Origin of the sequence: Burkholderia sp. AcTa6-5, from assembly GCF_017815075.1 — a bacterium.
In the GTDB taxonomy this organism is placed as follows: Bacteria; Pseudomonadota; Gammaproteobacteria; order Burkholderiales; family Burkholderiaceae; genus Burkholderia; species Burkholderia sola.
In genome coordinates this window covers 367,375-384,447 of the sequence record NZ_JAGIQE010000003.1, presented here as the reverse complement: position 1 = coordinate 384,447, position 17,073 = coordinate 367,375, and the positions used below count along the sequence as shown (strand labels likewise).

15 protein-coding genes are annotated in these 17,073 nt (G+C 69.6%); 6 read left to right on the top strand and 9 right to left on the bottom strand.

Translation table 11 applies throughout. The features are described from left to right. Positions 1 to 82: 82 nt before the first annotated feature. The gene (locus tag J8I33_RS06865) at positions 83 to 994 is read right to left on the bottom strand and encodes a LysR family transcriptional regulator (RefSeq protein ID WP_050017005.1); all 912 of its coding nucleotides are present in this window, start codon (positions 992 to 994) and stop codon (positions 83 to 85) included. A 99-nt stretch (positions 995 to 1,093) separates the two neighbouring features. On the opposite strand from J8I33_RS06865, the gene mdlC reads away from it, so the two are divergent. The 4 genes from mdlC (at position 1,094) to J8I33_RS06845 (ending at position 6,811) form a co-directional block, all read left to right on the top strand. Then, a complete protein-coding gene (mdlC, locus tag J8I33_RS06860; protein ID WP_209934053.1) occupies positions 1,094 to 2,701 on the top strand; it encodes a benzoylformate decarboxylase in 1,608 nt (535 codons plus the stop codon). 29 nt (positions 2,702 to 2,730) lie between these two features. After that, positions 2,731 to 4,182, top strand: a complete 1,452-nt coding sequence (locus tag J8I33_RS06855) for an aldehyde dehydrogenase family protein (protein WP_124639450.1) — start codon at positions 2,731 to 2,733, stop codon at positions 4,180 to 4,182. A 14-nt stretch (positions 4,183 to 4,196) separates the two neighbouring features. Then, positions 4,197 to 5,141 carry a 2-dehydropantoate 2-reductase gene (locus J8I33_RS06850; RefSeq protein WP_209934051.1) on the top strand — a complete coding sequence of 315 codons (945 nt, stop codon included), beginning with the start codon at positions 4,197 to 4,199 and terminating at the stop codon, positions 5,139 to 5,141. A 263-nt stretch (positions 5,142 to 5,404) separates the two neighbouring features. Beyond that, complete coding sequence (locus tag J8I33_RS06845) at positions 5,405 to 6,811, top strand: MFS transporter (RefSeq protein ID WP_209926292.1); 1,407 nt, start codon at positions 5,405 to 5,407, stop codon at positions 6,809 to 6,811. 21 nt (positions 6,812 to 6,832) lie between these two features. Here J8I33_RS06845 and kynA read toward each other — a convergent pair whose 3' ends face one another. The 3 genes from kynA to kynB form a co-directional block, all read right to left on the bottom strand. Further along, the gene (gene kynA, locus J8I33_RS06840; protein ID WP_050017015.1) at positions 6,833 to 7,768 is read right to left on the bottom strand and encodes a tryptophan 2,3-dioxygenase; all 936 of its coding nucleotides are present in this window, start codon (positions 7,766 to 7,768) and stop codon (positions 6,833 to 6,835) included. An 87-nt stretch (positions 7,769 to 7,855) separates the two neighbouring features. Further along, entirely contained in the window at positions 7,856 to 9,106 is a 1,251-nt protein-coding gene (gene kynU, locus J8I33_RS06835; RefSeq protein WP_124557329.1) for a kynureninase, read from the bottom strand. A gap of 30 nt (positions 9,107 to 9,136) precedes the next feature. Continuing rightward, positions 9,137 to 9,778 carry an arylformamidase gene (gene kynB / locus J8I33_RS06830; RefSeq protein ID WP_050017019.1) on the bottom strand — a complete coding sequence of 214 codons (642 nt, stop codon included), beginning with the start codon at positions 9,776 to 9,778 and terminating at the stop codon, positions 9,137 to 9,139. Positions 9,779 to 9,907: 129 nt separating this feature from the next. On the opposite strand from kynB, the gene J8I33_RS06825 reads away from it, so the two are divergent. Continuing rightward, positions 9,908 to 10,408: an Lrp/AsnC family transcriptional regulator gene (locus J8I33_RS06825; RefSeq protein ID WP_006477992.1), complete on the top strand. Its 501-nt coding sequence runs from the start codon at positions 9,908 to 9,910 to the stop codon at positions 10,406 to 10,408. On the opposite strand, the gene J8I33_RS06820 is transcribed toward J8I33_RS06825, so the two are convergent. The 3 genes from J8I33_RS06820 to J8I33_RS06810 all read right to left on the bottom strand — a co-directional run bounded on the left by J8I33_RS06820 (position 10,395) and on the right by J8I33_RS06810 (position 13,252). Next, positions 10,395 to 10,904, bottom strand: a complete 510-nt coding sequence (locus tag J8I33_RS06820; protein ID WP_050017021.1) for a flavin reductase family protein — start codon at positions 10,902 to 10,904, stop codon at positions 10,395 to 10,397. The two genes, J8I33_RS06825 and J8I33_RS06820, sit on opposite strands and share 14 nt — an antisense overlap. Positions 10,905 to 11,183: 279 nt before the next feature. Further along, complete coding sequence (locus tag J8I33_RS06815; protein WP_050017023.1) at positions 11,184 to 11,849, bottom strand: hypothetical protein; 666 nt, start codon at positions 11,847 to 11,849, stop codon at positions 11,184 to 11,186. Continuing rightward, on the bottom strand, positions 11,846 to 13,252 hold the full coding sequence (locus J8I33_RS06810; protein WP_050017025.1) for a selenium-binding protein SBP56-related protein: 1,407 nt from the start codon (positions 13,250 to 13,252) through the stop codon (positions 11,846 to 11,848). Before J8I33_RS06810 ends, J8I33_RS06815 begins: the two co-directional genes overlap by 4 nt. Positions 13,253 to 13,843: 591 nt before the next feature. Between J8I33_RS06810 and msrA the strand changes: the two genes are divergently transcribed. Then, positions 13,844 to 14,404: a peptide-methionine (S)-S-oxide reductase MsrA gene (gene msrA, locus J8I33_RS06805; RefSeq protein WP_050017027.1), complete on the top strand. Its 561-nt coding sequence runs from the start codon at positions 13,844 to 13,846 to the stop codon at positions 14,402 to 14,404. 31 nt (positions 14,405 to 14,435) lie between these two features. On the opposite strand, the gene J8I33_RS06800 is transcribed toward msrA, so the two are convergent. Both J8I33_RS06800 and J8I33_RS06795 read right to left on the bottom strand, forming a co-directional pair. Next, positions 14,436 to 15,737 (bottom strand): DUF72 domain-containing protein, encoded by a 1,302-nt coding sequence (locus J8I33_RS06800; protein ID WP_209934049.1) that lies wholly within the window; start codon positions 15,735 to 15,737, stop codon positions 14,436 to 14,438. A gap of 23 nt (positions 15,738 to 15,760) precedes the next feature. After that, positions 15,761 to 16,981, bottom strand: coding sequence for a cyclopropane-fatty-acyl-phospholipid synthase family protein (locus J8I33_RS06795; RefSeq protein ID WP_050017030.1), 1,221 nt, complete (start codon positions 16,979 to 16,981; stop codon positions 15,761 to 15,763). Positions 16,982 to 17,073: the final 92 nt, after the last annotated feature.

Below are 17,073 nucleotides of genomic sequence, written 5' to 3'. Positions count from 1 at the left end.
AAGGCGCGGACACGGCATTTCGATGGTGCGCTGCGGTGGCGTACGGGGCAGGGCGAGTGGGGCGGCGCCGGCGGAAAAGGCGTCAGCGCCCTTCGCGCGTGAGGGCGACGAGTTCGTCGAGCAGCTTGCCGGCCGGCCCCGGCAGGATCCCGTGGCGGCGCCGGAACGCGGTGAGCGTGCGCACCGCGACGACTTCGCGTACCGGCAGCGTGTCGATCGTGCCGGCGCGCCGTTCGGCGCCGACCATCGGCTCGGCCATCCAGCTGAGGAAGCCCGCATGCGCGACCAGGCTTTTCAGCGTGATGACCGAGCGCGTCTCGACCGCGATGTCGGGCAACGGCAGCCCGTGCGCGTCGAAGGTCGCGCGCATGTGGTCGAACGGCGCGGTGCCGCGCGGCGGAATCGCCCAGCGCGCGTGCAGCGTATCGGCGAGCGTCGGTGCGCGGCCGAGCGCGCGCAGCGGATGGTGCGGCGCCGCAACGATATGGCTGCGATCTTCCCAGCGGCATTCGGGAATCGCGACGATCTCGTCGGTATCGGGCCCGTGCGCGGACAGCGCGAGGTCGATCTCGTGCTTGATCAGCCCTTCCGCGAGCCGGTCCCACACGCCCTCGATGATTTCGACGCGCAGGTTCGGCCAGCGGTCGAGCACGCGGCCGACCGCGACCGGCAGCACGAGGCTCGCGATGCTGCCCACCGTGCCGACCTTGATCGTGCCCTTCGCGAACCCGCGCATCGCGTCCAGTTCCTCGCGCGCATGCTCGGCCTCGTGCTGCAGCAGCGTCGCGTGCGGCAGCAACGCTTCGCCGAACGCGGTGAGTTGCACGCCCTTCGAATGGCGTTCGAACAGCGGCGCGCCGACCTGCTCCTCGAGCCGCTTCAGGATCCGGCTCAGCGCCGGCTGCGTGACATGCAGCGCGTCGGCCGCACGGCCGAGGCTGCCGCACGCGACGATCGTCGTAAACGCGCGCAATTGTCGGAGATCGAAAGTCATGCGGGGACGTAATGGCTTTTCGCAGAAAATACAGTATCCGTGAATGGCTTGCGCTTCGATACTGTGGAAACCGCCAAGCCATCGAGGAGACGCCCGAGCATGTCCGGCACCCCGTCCCATTCCGCCGCATCGATCACCGTGCGCGACGCCGTGATCGATTTGCTCCGCCAGTTCGGCATCGACCGCGTGTTCGGCAATCCCGGTTCGACCGAGCTGCCGATGTTCCGCGACTTCCCCGACGATTTCCGCTACGTGCTCGGCCTGCACGAAGCCGTCGTGGTCGGCATGGCCGACGGTCATGCGCAGGCCACCGGCAATGCAGCCGTCGTGAACCTGCATTCGGCGGCCGGCGTCGGCAACGCGATGGGCAATCTGTTCACCGCATTCAAGAACCGCACGCCGCTGATCGTCACCGCGGGCCAGCAGGCGCGCGCGATTCTGCCGTTCGATCCGTTCCTTGGCGCGACGCAGGCCGCCGAGTTGCCGAAGCCGTACGTGAAATGGAGCATCGAGCCCGCGCGTGCGCAGGACGTGCCGGCCGCGATCGCGCGTGCGTACCGGATCGCGATGCAGGAGCCGCGCGGGCCGGTGTTCGTGTCGATTCCGGTCGACGACTGGGACCAGCCGGCCGAGCTGCTGCCGCGCCGCGACGTGAGCAGCGTCGTGCGGCCCGATCCCGACGCGCTCGCGCGGCTCGGCGACGCGCTCGATGCCGCGCGGCGTCCCGCGCTGGTGGTCGGCGCGGCCGTCGATCGCGCGCTCGCGTGGGGCGACGTCGTGCAGCTCGCCGAACGGCATCGGGCACGCGTGTACGTCGCGCCGATGTCGGGGCGCTGCAGCTTTCCCGAGGACCATCCGCTGTTCGCCGGCTTCCTGCCTGCGATCCGCGAGAAGATCGTCGCGCGGCTCGACGGCCACGACCTCGTATTCGCGTTCGGCGCGCCCGCGTTCACCTATCACATCGAGGGCTTCGGCCCGCACGTGCCGCCGGGCGCGACGCTCGTGCAGCTCGTCGACGATCCGGGCGTCGCCGCGTGGACGCCGTCGGGCGATGCGGTCGTCGGCAATTTGCGGCTCGCCGCGCGCGATCTGCTGGCGCGTCCCGCGCCGCCCGAGCGGCCGATGCCCGAGGCGCGCGCGCCGCGGGTGCGCGTCGATGCGCCCGCCGCCGGCGAGCGGATGTCGGTCGCGTTCGCGCTGCAGACGCTCGCCGACGTGCGCGACGCGCAGGACATCGTCGTCGAGGAGGCGCCGAGCGCGCGGCCGGTGATGCAGGAGCATCTGCCGTTCACGCGCAGCGGCACGTTCTACACGATGGACAGCGGCGGGCTCGGCTACGGGATGCCGGCCGCCGTCGGCGTCGCGCTCGCGCAGCCGGGCCGGCGCGTGATCGGGCTGATCGGCGACGGCTCGAGCCTGTATTCGATCCAGGCGCTGTGGAGCGCCGCGCAACTGAAACTGCCGATCACGTTCGTGATCCTGAACAACCGGCGTTACGCGGCGCTGCAGGATTTTGCGCCCGTGTTCGGCTTCGGCCCGAGCGACCCGGTGCAGGGCACCGATCTGCCCGACCTGGATTTCGTCGCGCTCGCGCAAGGGATGGGCTGCCGCGGCGTGCGCGTGACCGATGCCGCACGCCTGCGCGACACGCTGACCGATGCGCTGCGTGCGGCGACGCCGGTCGTCGTCGACGTCGAGATTGCCTGACGCGCCGCGCGCGTCTTTCCGGAGATTCCATGCAAACCGTAGCGATGCTGATCGGCGGGGAACGCCGCCACTCGTCCAGCGGCGCGACCTTCGTGCGCCGTAACCCGCTCGACGGCGACATCGCGTCGGCCGCGCCCGCAGGCACCGTCGACGATGCGCGCGCGGCGGCCGATGCGGCTGCCCGTGCGTTTCCCGGCTGGGCCGCGCGCGGCCCCGGCGCGCGGCGCGCCTTGCTGCTGAAGGCGGCCGCCGCGCTCGAAGCGAAGCAAGAGCAGTTCGTCGCCGCGATGGCGGCTGAAACGGGCGCATCCGCGCTGTGGGCCGGCTTCAACGTGCAGCTCGCGGCGAGCGGGCTCGTCGAGGCCGCGTCGCTGACCACGCAGGTCGGCGGCGAGCTGATCCCGTCCGACGTGCCGGGCTCGCTTGCGATGGGCGTGCGGCAGCCGGCCGGCGTCGTGCTCGGCATCGCGCCGTGGAATGCGCCGGTGATTCTCGCGACGCGCGCGCTCGCGCTGCCGCTCGCCTGCGGCAACACGATCGTGCTGAAAGGCTCGGAGCTGTGCCCCGTCACGCACGGGCTGGTCGTCGAGGCGCTGCAGGAGGCCGGGCTGCCGCCGGGCGTCGTCAACTTCGTGACGAACGCGCCCGACGATGCGGGCGCCGTCGTCGACGCGCTGATCGCGCACCCGGCCGTGCGCCGCGTGAATTTCACCGGCTCGACGCGGGTCGGGCGGATCGTCGCCGAAGCGTGCGCGCGCCATCTGAAGCCGGCGGTGCTGGAGCTCGGCGGCAAGGCGCCGTTCGTCGTGCTCGACGATGCCGACCTCGACGCGGCGGTCGCCGCGGCCGCATTCGGGGCGTTCGCGAATTCCGGGCAGATCTGCATGTCGACCGAGCGCATCGTCGTCGACGCGTCGATCGCCGATGCGTTCGTCGCGAAGCTCGCCGCCAAGGCCGCGTCGCTGCCGCTCGGCGACCCGCGCCACGGGCCGGTCGTCCTTGGTTCGCTGATCGACACCAAGGCGGTCGAGCGCTGCAACGCGCTGATCGACGATGCGCTCGCGCACGGCGCGACGCTGCGGTGCGGCGGCAAGGCGGACAGCACGCTGTTTCCGGCGACGCTGCTCGACCACGTGACGCCGGCGATGCGCGTCTATGCGGAAGAATCGTTCGGCCCGGTGAAGGGCATCGTGCGCGTCGACGGCGAGGAGGCCGCGATCCGCTGCGCGAACGACAACGCGTTCGGGCTGGCGTCGGCCGTGTTCAGCCGCGACGTCGCGCGGGCGCTGCGCGTCGCGGCGCGCATCGAATCGGGCCTCTGTCACGTGAACGGCCCGACCGTGCACGACGAGGCGCAGATGCCGTTCGGCGGCGTGAAGGACAGCGGCTTCGGCCACTTCGGCGGCAACGCCGGCATCGCCGCGTTCACCGACCTGCGCTGGATCACCGTGCAGACGGCCCCGCGCCACTACCCATTCTGACGAGGCGGCCGACGATGAGAATCGCGATTCTGGGAGCGGGCGCGATGGGCTCGCTGTTCGGCGGGCGGCTCGCCGAAAGCGGCGAAGCCGTCACGCTGATCGACGTGAACGATGCGCATCTCGATGCAATCCGCCGCGACGGGCTGCGCATCGACGACGATCGCGGCGAACGGCGCATTCGCACGCTGCAGGCCGTGCGACCGGAAGCCGCGAATGCGGCCGCGGCCGGCGCGCCCGACACACCGTTCGACCTGCTGATCGTTTTCACGAAATCGCTGCACACGCGCGCGGCGCTCGATGGCGTGCGCGCGCTGCTGACGACGGACACGTTCGTGCTGACGCTGCAGAACGGGCTCGGCAACGTCGAGACGCTGAATGCGTTCGTGCCGCTGGAGCGCATCCTGGTCGGCGTGACGACGTGGCCGGCCGATGCGGCCGGGCCCGCGCACGTGCGCTCGCACGGCGCCGGCACGATCCGCATGATGACGGCCGACGGTGCGGCGCACCCGTTCGCGGCGGCGGTGGCCGACGCGCTGTCGCGCGCGGGGCTCGCGTGCACGCTCGACGCCGACGTATGGGCCGCGATCTGGGAGAAGGTCGCGTTCAACGCGGCGCTCAACACGCTGTGCGCGGCGACGGGCTGCACCGTCGACCAGCTCGGCCATCATCACGACGGGCCGCGGCTCGCGCTCGCGATCGCGGCGGAGACGGCCGCCGTCGCGCGCGCGAAGGGCATCGCGGTCGATGGCGAGCGCATCGCGCGCAACGTCGAGCATGCGATCCGCGACCATCTCGGCCATCGCCCGTCGATGCTGCAGGACGTGCTTGCGGGGCGCCGCACCGAAATCGATGCGATCAGCGGCAAGGTCGTCGCGGCCGCACGCGAAACTGGCGTCGCGGTGCCGCATGCGGAGACGCTGCTCGCGCTGGTCCGGTTGATCGACGCGCGGACGAACTGAGCAACAGGCCGGCGGCCGGCTGGCGCCGCATGACGATACGGATGCCGTGCGCGCGAAGCAACGGCGCTGGATCTTGAAGGATGGGACGAGACACCGGTGCCGATCGATGAGCGCCGGTCGACTGCTGCACAGCATGAGATCCGGGCACGCGTGCGCGCGCCAGCCCGGACAACAGGAGACGCCATGAAAACCATCGAATACCGTTGTCTTGCCGCGCGCCGTTCGCGCCTCTTGCCGCCGACGCGCGGTGCATCGGAGGCCGCATGAGCACGCCCGACGCACTGAATGAACGGCGGCCGCCCTCGGTCGACATCGGCACGACGCTCGACGACGGGCCGTTCACGCCGATGCAGCGCGGCGTGGTGCTGCTCGCCGCGCTCGCGATCGTGCTCGACGGTTTCGACGGCCAGTTGATCGGTTTCGCGATTCCGGTGCTGATCCGCGAATGGGGCGTCACGCGCGGCGCGTTCGCGCCGGCCGTCGCGGCGGGGCTGGTCGGGATGGGGATCGGCAGCGCGTGCGCGGGGATCGTCGCGGACCGCTTCGGCCGCCGCCAGGCCGTGATCGGCAGCGTGTTCCTGTTCGGCATCGCGACCTGCGCGATCGGGTTCGCGCCCGACGTCGCGACGATCGCGATCCTGCGCTTTTGCGCGGGGCTCGGGATCGGCGGCGCGCTGCCGACCGCCACGACGATGACCGCCGAATACACGCCCGCGCGGCGCCGCACGATGATGGTGACCGCGACGATCGTCTGCGTGCCGCTCGGCGGGATGCTGGCCGGCCTGTTCGCGCACGAGGTGCTGCCGCGCTACGGCTGGCGCGGGCTGTTCTTCGCGGGCGGCGCGTTGCCGCTCGTGCTCGGCTTCGTGCTCGTGCGCGCGTTGCCCGAATCGCCGCGCTATCTGGCGCGGCGCCCCGCGCGCTGGCCGGAACTCGGCGCGCTGCTCGCGCGGATGCAGCGGCCGGTCGCGCCGGGCACCGTGTTCACCGATGCGAAGGACGCCCGCGCGCCGGGCGGCCGCGGCGGCTTCGGCGCGCTGTTCGCGAGCGGGCAGGCGCGCGACACGGTCGCGCTGTGGTGCGCGTTCTTCATGTGTCTGCTCGCCGTGTATGCGGCATTCAGCTGGCTGCCGACGATGCTCGCGGCGAGCGGGTTGAGCGTGTCGGTTGCGGGCTCGGGACTCACCGCGTACAACCTCGGCGGCGTGATCGGCGCGCTGTTGTGCGCGTGGGCGATCGCGCACGCGGGGTCGCGCTGGCCGCTCGCGCTGTGCAGCATCGGGGGCGCCGCGAGCGCGGTGTGGCTGATGGGCGTCGACGCGAGCCGTCACACGAACTGGCTGATCGTCGGGCTCGGCCTGCACGGGCTGTTCGTCAATGCGGTGCAGTCGACGATGTATGCGCTGTGCGCGTACATCTACCCGACGGCCGTGCGCGCGACGGGGACCGCGAGCGCGCTCGCGTTCGGCCGGCTCGGCGCGATCCTCAGCGCGTTCGCGGGCGCGCTCGTGATCACGGCGGGCGGCGCGGGCGCGTACCTGACGATGCTGGCCGTTGCGATGGGCGTGGTGTGCGTCGCGCTGCTCGCGGTGCGGCGGCACATTCCGCGGCTGTCGCGCGCGCAAACGCAGCCGCGCGAAGGGGACGAACTCGCCCGCACGTCGTCGTGACGTGCGGACGCATCGCGTGCGTTACAGCGTGGTGCGCACGTGCCAGAGCTCGGGGAACAGCACGACGTCGAGCATCTTGCGCAGATACGGCGCGCCGCTCGTGCCGCCGGTGCCCTGCTTGAAGCCGATGATGCGTTCGACCGTCGTCACGTGACGGAAGCGCCACTGGCGGAACGCATCCTCGAGATCGACGAGTTCCTCGGCCATCTCGTACAGTTCCCAGTGCTGCTGCGGATGACGGTAGACCTCGAGCCACGCGGCCTCGACCGTCTCGTCGTGCCGCATCGGCTGGGTCCAGTCGCGCTCGAGCCGCTCGGGCGCGATCGGGAACCCGCGCCGCGCGAGCAGGCGCACGACCTCGTCGTAGAACGACGGCGCTTCGAGCGTCGCGCGCACCTGTTCGAGGATGTCGGCCCGGTGCGCATGCGGCTGCAGCATCTGCGCGTTCTTGTTGCCGAGCAGGAATTCGAGCTGTCGATACTGGTACGACTGGAAGCCCGACGACTGGCCGAGATACGGCCGCATCGCCGAATACTCGGACGGCGTCATCGTCGACAGCACGTTCCACGCCTGGACCAGTTGCTCGAGGATGCGCGACACGCGCGCGAGCATCTTGAACGCGGGCGGCAGCGCGTCGGTGCGCACCGCGTCGAGCGCGCCGCGCAGCTCGAACAGCGCGAGCTTCATCCACAGTTCGCTCGTCTGATGCTGGATGATGAACAGCATCTCGTTGTGATCGGGCGACAGCGGATGCTGCGCATCGAGGATCGAATTCAGCGACAGGTAGTCGCCATAGCTCATCGACTTCGAGAAATCGAGCTGCGCGTCGTGCCAGCCGGCTTGAGCGTTGGCCTCGCCCGGCACGTGCGGGGCCTCGTGCGCGGCTTGCGCCGGTTGTGCGGCGCGTGTGCCCGAGAACGGGCAGCCTGCCGGCGCGTCGCCGCCGGGCGGCTGCATATGACCAGAATTCACGACTTTCTCCAGATTTGAATGACGAACGCGTGGCGCGCGCTGCGCATGCGGCGGCGCGCCACGCAACACCGCTCAGGTCACCGCGCCGCGTTCGGCGAACTCGGGCGCCTTCCACGCGTCGGTGGCGAGGATGTCGCGCAGCGTCTCGACCGCATCCCATACGTCGGCGAAGCGCGTATAGAGCGGCGTGAAGCCGAAGCGCAGCACGTACGGCTCGCGGTAGTCGCCGATCACGCCGCGCGCGATCAGCGCCTGCATCACTTCGTAGCCGTGCGGATGCTCGAAGCTCGCCTGCGAGCCGCGCTGGTGATGCGCGCGCGGCGTGACGAGCTTCAGCGACAGGCCCGCGCAGCGTTCCTCGACGAGCGCGATGAACGCGTCGGTCAGCGCGAGCGACTTGCGGCGGATCGTCTGCATGTCGGTCTGCAGGAACACGTCGAGCCCGCATTCGACCATCGACATCGACACGATCGGCTGCGTGCCGCACAGGAAGCGCGCGATGCCCGGGTCGGGCGCGAAGCCCGGCTGCATCGCGAACGGCGCGCGGTGGCCCCACCAGCCCGACAGCGGCTGCGAGAAATGCGCGAGGTGACGCTGCGGCACCCACACGAATGCGGGCGAGCCGGGGCCGCCGTTCAGGTACTTGTACGTGCAGCCGACCGCGCCGTCCGCGCGCGCGCCGTTCAGATCGACCGGCACCGCGCCGGCCGAGTGCGCGAGATCCCACAGCATCAGCGCGCCCGCATCGTGCACCAGTTGCGTGACGGCCGGCATGTCGTGCATGTAGCCGGTGCGGTAGTTCACGTGCGTGATCATCGCGACGGCCGTGTCCGCGCCGAGCGCGCCGGGCAGGTCGGCCGGATCGTCGATCAGGCGCAGTTCGTAGTTGCCGCCGAGCTGCTCGATCAACCCTTGCGCGATATACAGGTCGGTCGGGAAGTTCGAGCGCTCCGACACGATCACGCGACGCTCGGGCGCGCGCTCGGCCTGGTGGCGCAGCATCGCGGACAGCAGCTTGAACAGGTTGATCGAGATGGTGTCGGTGACGACCGTTTCGCCGGGCGCGCCGCCGATCAGCGTCGCGAGCTTGTCGCCGAGGCGGCGCGGCAGCGCGAACCAGCCGGCCGTGTTCCAGCTGCGGATCAGGCCTTCGCCCCATTCGGCGCCGATCACCTGCTGCGCGCGGGCGGCCGACGCGCGCGGCTGCGCGCCGAGCGAGTTGCCGTCGAGGTAGATCACGCCGTCGGGCAGCGAGAACTGGTCGCGCAGCGGGGCCAGCGGGTCGTCGCGGTCGAGCGCGAGCGCATCTTCACGGGTCTTGATCATCATGATGTGAGGTCGTAGGTCGGGTAGTCAGGAAGCCTGCGCGGGCAGCGCGCGCAGCACCGCGCGCACGGGGCTCGCGTCGAGCGTCGCGAATTTCAGCGGCAGCGCGATCAGTTCGTAGTCGCCGGTCGGCACGTCGTCGAGCACGATCCCTTCGAGGATCGCCATCCGGTGCGCGCGTACGCGGTGATGCGCATCCATCGTCTTCGATTCCTGGGGATCGAGCGACGGCGTATCGATGCCGATCAGCTTCACGCCGTGCGCGGCGAGCAGGTCGACGGTGTCGGGCGCGACCGCGCAGAAGTTGCTGTCCCACTGCTCGACCGCGGCGCGCGCATAAGTGCGCAACAGCACGCGCGGCGGCACGCCGTCGAGCGCGGCTTCCACATCGGCCGGCCGCACGACGGGCGATGCGCCGATGCAATGGATCACGCGGCACGGGCCGAGATAGGTGTCGAGCGGCACCGCGCCGATCGGCGCGCCGTCGGCGTCGTAGTGCAGCGGCGCGTCGCAGTGCGCGCCCGTGTGCGGCGACAGCGTCAGCCGCGCGACGTTGACCGGCGAACCGGCCTCCATCCGCCACACGCGTTCGACGGAAACCGGCGTATCGCCCGGCCACACGGGCGTGGCGGGGCTGACTGGCGGCGAAATGTCCCAGAGTGTGTCCATGGCATGACGAAGCGTGAATCGATGCTTCGAATGATAGGTGGACGCTCGCAGAAAGTGCTTGCGAAATAAACATGGACAATCCGCCGGATTGGCAGATAATTCGACTCAGAGGGAAAACGGGGACCAAAAATGCACGCGATCACGCTCGATGCCACCGACTGCCGGATTCTGGCGGTATTGCAGGAGGAGGGCAGAATCAGCAATCTCGACCTGGCCGAACGCATCTCGCTTTCGCCATCCGCCTGCCTGCGCCGCATGCGCCTGCTCGAGGAGCAGGGCGTGATCGAGCACTATCGCGCGTGCCTGAGCCGCGAGAAGCTCGGCTTCGAGCTCGAGGCGTTCGTGCAGGTGTCGATGCGCAACGAAGAAAATCAATGGCACGAGCGCTTCGCGGAAGCGCTGCGCGAATGGCCGGAGGTGGTCGGCGCGTTCGTCGTGACGGGCGAGAGCCACTATCTGCTGCGCGTGCTCGCGCACAACCTCAAGCACTATTCGGATTTCGTGCTGAACCGCCTGTACAAGGCGCCGGGCGTAATGGACATCCGTTCGAACATCGTGCTGCAGACGCTGAAGGACGAAGCGGGCGCGCCGGTCGGGCTGGCGCGCACGGGGGCGATCAAAGCGGTGTGAGGCCGTGGAAGCCGCCGCCGTGGAACACGAGCGGCGGCGCCGTGTCCGATACCGCGCGCACGCCGCAGCGTTCCACTTCGCCGACGAAGATCACGTGGTCGCCTTCGTCGTAGCGGCTGCGGTTGTGGCATTCGAACCACGCGAGCGCGCCGTCGAGCACGGGCATCCCGGAGTTGCCGGCCGCATGCGCGATCCCTTCGAAGCGGTCGCCCTTGTAGGTCGAAAAGCGCTTGCACAGGTCGAGCTGCGACGCCGCGAGCACGTTCACCACGTAGTGGCTGTTGCCGCGGAACACGGGCGTCGACGCCGATTTGTGCGCGAGGCTCCATAGCACGAGCGGCGGATCGAGCGAAACGGAATTGAACGAACTGGCGGTGATGCCGATCAGTTGGCCGGACGGCGCGCGCGTCGTGATCACCGTCACGCCCGTCGCGAACTGGCCGAGCGCTTGCCGGAACGCGGCCGCGTCGAAATCCGGCGGATTGGCCTGGCTCATCGGGCAGCCATCCGGAACGGGACGGGCGGGCGCGACACGACACGGGCGTGACGGGTGCGGCGGACGAAAGACGACAAGGCGGTCGATTGGGAAGGGGTGCGCATGGCCCGATTTTAGCGGAATCGGGGCCGCCGGGCCCGGTCGGGCGGCGCATCGCGACGGCAGGGTGACGTAGCGAACACTGCGGCGCGCGACCGGCAGCGCGGTTCTGTCCCGTTTTTAACGCCGCGGCCATGCCGCGCGGCATGTCGTTGCGCCAGCGCGCGATCGCTACCCGCGCTATCGCGCCGCCGCCAGCCCGAGCGACAACGCCCCCGTGACGATCAGGCTCGACGCCCACACCGTATCGAGATTGAACCAGCTGCGCGACACGAACTTCAGCCCGAGATAGCGGTACACGAGCCACGCGAGCCCGCCGCCGGCGGCGATCATCGCGGCCGCATGCACGGCCGCGACGACGAGCGCCATCCCGAGATGCGCATCGACGAGCGTTGCCGCCGCGCGGTGGCCGGCATCGCGATCCAGCCCGCACAGACCGAGGTAGATCGGCACGAGCATCAGCCCCGCGCCGTGCGCGAGCGCGACCGCGAACGACCACAGGCCGAGCCGCGCCGGCGGAATCCGCGCGAGCGCCCGCGGATGCCGGCGCCGGATCAGCAGCACCGCGCCGAAGCCGATCACCAGCGCGCTCGCGCCGATCCGGATCGCCGACTGCCACGCGAGCAGCGCCGCGAGCAGCCCGAACGGCAGCATCACCGCGAAGACGGCCAGCGCATGACCGACCGCGAGATAGCCAAGCGCCGCGACGAGGGCGCGGCCGCGGCGCGTCATCAGCGCGTTCGACACCGCGAGCGGCCAGCCCATCGCCGGGTTGAGCCCGTGATAGACGCCGCTCGCGAGCACGGCCGCCCACAGCGCGAACGGCGCGGGAAGGCCGGCGCTCAACGCTTGACCGACGGATAGCAGAACGAGTCGGTCGAGCAGTCGCCGCCTTCGAGCCGGATCTGGTGCGCGCGATAGCCGTCGGGGAATTCGACCCAGTAGTCGTCGGCGAGCGTCAGCCCGCCGTCCGGCCCCGCATGCGCGAGCACCTGCGCGGCCGGCACGCCGTCCGGATAGAACTGATCGTCCCACGTCGAATAGAGCGAGTTGGTCCAGTACACGCGCCGGCCGTCGCGGCTGATCTCGACCATCTGCGGGCCGCCCGCGAACGCGCGGCCGTTCGAGTGCGGCGCACGGCGCGCGATGCCGCCGATGCGCACCGACCCGGCGAGCACCGGGTTGTGCGGGTCCGACACGTCGTACTGGCGCATCTCGCCGGTGCCCCAGCACGACACGTACAGGAAGCGGTCGTCGAGCGACAGGTCGATGTCGGTCACGAGCGGCGGCACCGCGCCGAATCCTTGCAGCAGCGGCGGCAGCTCGTCGGCCGTGGCCGGCTCGGCCGGGATCGTCGCGGTCTTCTTCACATGGAACTTGCCGTCTTCGCGCCACCAGGTCCAGATCGAGCCTTCGAGATTGGTCGTGTCGACCACGACGCCGACGAATCCGTATTCGCGCACCGGGTCGTGCGCGGGCCGCACCTCGAGCGCCATCTGGTGCTGCGCGCCGAGATCGATCGTCTGCACGTTGCGCCGCGCGCGCAGGTCCCAGAAATGCAGCCGGTGCCCGTACTTGTTCGCGAGCAGGTCCTCGGGGACGATCCCGTTCTCGAATTGCGGCGGCAGCGCCCATTCGCTCGACACCATGTAGTCGCGCGGCAGGTTCCACCAGAAGTCGTAATGCTTGTCCTGCGGGCCGCGGTCGATCTCCCAGCGGCCGAGCACGTCGAAGGTCTCGCAATCCATGATGAAGATGCCGGGCGCGCCGTCGGTGCCGTCCTTGCCCGCGCCGCCGAGCGTGCTCACGTAGATGCCCTCGGGGCCGCAATGCACGGTGTGCGGCCGCGAATAGCCGGTTTTCGCGAAGATCTCGTCGGGTTCGATGATCTTGTGGATGCGCGCCTGCGTCGGATGCGGCTTCGTGTCGATCACGTAGATGCGCGACGAGCGCAGGCCGGGGATGATCAGGAAGCGGCGCTCGAGGAACGCATGGCCGGTGAGCGGCGACAGCGACGACGAGCACGCATTCCAGCCGAAATGGTGAAACTCGTCGCCGGTATTCGGCATCGTCACCGTATGGACGATCTTGCCGTACGTCGGCGAACCGGGCTTCACGTCGATCACGGCGAGCGCGTCGGGTCTGGAAAAATCGGGGCTCAGCAACAACGTATAGGCAAACGCTTCCGCCGGCGCCTGCATCGCAAGCTCGGGCGAAGCGTGAAACGTCGGGTCGGGCCGCATGCTCATGGTGATGCCTCCTCGATGGGTTGGGATCGTGAACGCACGGCCGTTCGTTGCGGGCGTGCGGGTCGGGATGGCCGCGCGGGGTGCATCGTGCCGGCGGGTGCGATCGACGCACGGACGCACGTGTCGGTGCCACGCGCGGCGCCGTGCATCAGATCGTGAAAGCGGGGAAAGCGGGTGACGGCGACAGGCCGGATCGCCGCACCGGCGGCGGGGCGGACGGGCGGCAACGTGATGAAGCAGCCGAAGCGGCGCCTCGCGACGCGGCAGCGGCCGGGCGGGTGATGCGGGTGAATTCTGTTAAGGCATGCATAGCGATGTTCCGGCAGATGATGTTTGCATCAGGGTCGGGCATGCATCGAACGCTGCGCGCGTGGCGGCGGGTTTGCCGCCGTGCTAGCGCGTGCCTAAGTGTAGACGAGAATCGTGCAGGCGAGTCGGGCGCGGCACCTGGGTGATCTGCCAGTTTCGCGCGCGAGTGAGATACTTGCCGGAGTGCCGCTGCGTGCCGCACCGCGGGCGGGCGGCGGCGACGCGAAACGATGGCGCCGGTACTGGCGTGCCGGCTGCCTTCATCCACGAGGGACTGATTTCATGGGGAACGAGATGCTTGAAACCGCGACGCTCGGAGGCGGGTGTTTCTGGTGCACGGAGGCCGTGTTTCTCGACGTCGACGGCGTGACGGCCGTCCAGTCGGGTTACGCGGGCGGCCATACGCGCAACCCGGGCTATCGCGACATCTGCGAAGGCGACACCGGCCACGCGGAAGTCGTCAACGTGACGTTCGATCCGGCGCGCATCGGCTATCGCGAGATCCTCGAGATCTTCTTCGCGACGCACGATCCGACCACGCTGAACCGGCAGGGCAACGACGTCGGCACGCAGTACCGGTCGGTTGTGTTCACGCATTCGGATGCGCAGCGCGACACGGCGCTCGACGTGATCCGCGAGCTCGAACGCGAGCAGGTGTTCGGCCAGCCGATCGTCACACAGGTCGTGCCGCTCGACGGCAACTACTGGCCGGCCGAGGACTATCACCAGAACTATTACGCGCGGAACCCGGGGCAGGGCTATTGCTCGGTCGTGATCGGGCCGAAGCTCGCGAAATTCCGGCAGAAGTTCTCGCACCGGCTGAAGTCGCTGCGCGGCGCCTGAGCGTCGGCGGCGCAAGCCGGCGAAACCAGCGTCAAGCCGCCTCGTTGCGCCACTGCGCGCACGCGGCGGCGATTTCGCGGGCGAGCGCGATGCACGACAGCGGCGCGGAGCCTTCCGCCTTGTTGTTGATCGTGATGATCACCGGCTGCCCGGCCAGCGCATAGCGCGCGGCGAGTTCTGCGAGCGCCGAGCGCGTGGCCGGATCCTCGTCGACGAGCTTGTCGAACGGCTCGTATTTCGCTTTCGCCTGCTCGTACTTGAAGCCGCCGTGCAGGCTCCAGCGCACGATCAGCGGGCCCGGCGCATCGCCGTCGAGCAGTGCGAGCGCGGCGGCCTGGCGCAGCGGGTCGGGCATCCGCGCGTGCAGGCCGACGCAGTAGCGCACGCCGAGCGCGGCCAGCGCGCGGATGAAGCGCGGCGTGAGCAGGCTCGCGTCTCGGATCTCGATCGCGTAGCGCGTGCCGTCGGCGTCCGGCGGCAGCGGCGGCAGCGCCGCGAAGAACGCGGCGAGCCGGTCGATCAGCGCGGCCGGCTCCGCGAGCAGCTGATCGGGCAGTGGCGAGAACTGGAACACGAGCACGCCGGCTTTCCGGCCGAGCCCGTCGAGACACGGCTGGACGAATTCGCGGGTCGCGAGCTGGGCATCGAGGAAGGTCGGGTTCGGCCCGGACGGCTCGCCGCGCCGGCCGCGGATCACCGCGTCGGTCACCGCGGCCGGCGCCTTCACGACGAAGCGGAAATCGTCGGGCACCTGCTGCGCGTAGCGCAGGTAGTCGGCCACCGACAGCGGCCCGTAGAACGACCGGTCGAGGCTCACGCTCTTCAGCAGCGGATGCGCGCCGTACGCTTCGAGCCCTTCGCGCGACAGCTTCGTCTGCGCGAAATCGCCGTCGTAGACGATGCCGTTCCAGCCGGGGAAATACCACGACGACGTGCCGAGCCGCACGTTCGGCGGGAGGCCTGCCGCGGCGTCGGCCACGTCCGCCGAGATCGGCGCGGGCAGTACGCCGCGCTTGCGGCGGCCTTTCTTCGGCTCGGCGGCCGGCGGGGGCGGTTCGTCCCACAGCAGGCCGGACGACGGGGCAGGCTCGTCGTCATCGGCGGCGGGGCGGGAGGTCTGTCGGGCAAGCCGCGTCGGTCGCGCGTCATCCTGCGCGTCCGGCGTCACGTGCTCATCGGCGCTGGCGGGGCGATCGTCGTCCGGCGGCGACGCGCGTGCGGCATCCGTCGGCACGCCGAACAGATCGAACTGTCCGTCGGCGTGCGACTCGTTGGCGTCGTCGCGCGGCTGTCGTTGCGGCGGCGCGTTGCGCCGCGTCCTGCCGTCACCCATGCATGCCCTGCGTGATGCGCCGCCTAGCGCGGCAGCGCGTGTTCGTACATGTAGCGCCGCGACCACGGCAGCGTTTTCGCGCTGCGTCCGGCCTTGCGGCACACGATCTGGAAGATCGACACGTCGTCGTGCTCGAACGCATACGCGCAGCCGGCGAGATACACGCGCCAGATGCGGAATTTTTCGTCGTCGACGAGCTTTCTCGCTTCCTCGGCTTTCGCTTCGAAGTTTTCCGTCCAGATATCGAGCGTGCGCGCATAGTGCCGGCGCAGGCTTTCGACGTCAACCGCCTCGAGGCCGCCGCGCTGCGCCGCTTCGAGCGCGAGGCTGATGTGCGGCAGCTCGCCGTCCGGGAACACGTAGCGATCGATGAATTCGCCGCCGCCGAGCGCCGTTTCGCCGCTTTCCGCGTCGGTCGACGTGATCCCGTGATTCATTGCGATGCCGTCGTCGGTGAGCAGCTCGCGCACGCGCGAGAAGTAGAGCGGCAGGTTCTTGCGGCCGACGTGCTCGAACATCCCGACGCTCGTGATCCGGTCGAACTGGCCGTCGATCTCGCGGTAATCCTGCAGACGAATCTCGATCTTGTCCTCGAGCCCCGCGGCCTTCACGCGCGCGGTCGCGAGGTCGAACTGGTTCTGCGACAGCGTCACGCCGAGACACGTCGCGCCGAACTTCTGCGCGGCGCGCAGCACGAGCGCGCCCCAGCCGCAGCCGATGTCGAGCAGGCGCTGGCCGGGCTCGAGCTGGATCTTCGTCAGGATGTGGTCGATCTTCTTGATCTGCGCGGTGGCGAGATCCTCGTCGCCGTTCTCGAAGTACGCGCACGAGTACACCATGTTCTCGTCGAGCCACAGCTGGTAGAACGCGTTCGACACGTCGTAGTGGTACTGGATCGCCTTCTTGTCGGTGCTCTTCGTGTGATTGAAGTAGCGTTTCACGCGGGCCAGCTTGCTCGCGCTCGTCACGGTGCTGCGCGCGAGCGAGTAGCCGATGTTGATGATGTCCGACAGCTTGCCTTCGATGTCGATCTTGCCCTTCACGTACGCCTCGCCGAGATTGTCGAGGCTCGGTTCGAGCAGCAGCGGCAACGCCGATGCGCTGTTCACCTTCAGCGTGACCTGCGGCGCGCTGAAGGTGCCGAAATCGAGTTGATCGCCGTTCCACAGCACGAGTCGCGCCGGTATGTTCGCTTTTGCCCGTACTTCATCCGCCCACTGTGCCAGCTTCTTTTCCCAGAACATTTGGATTCTCCGTTTGTTCGTTGAATCGAATACAGCCAAGTATCTTGACCGGCGCCCACCGCTTGCGGCGCAGGCACCCGGATGCAACACGA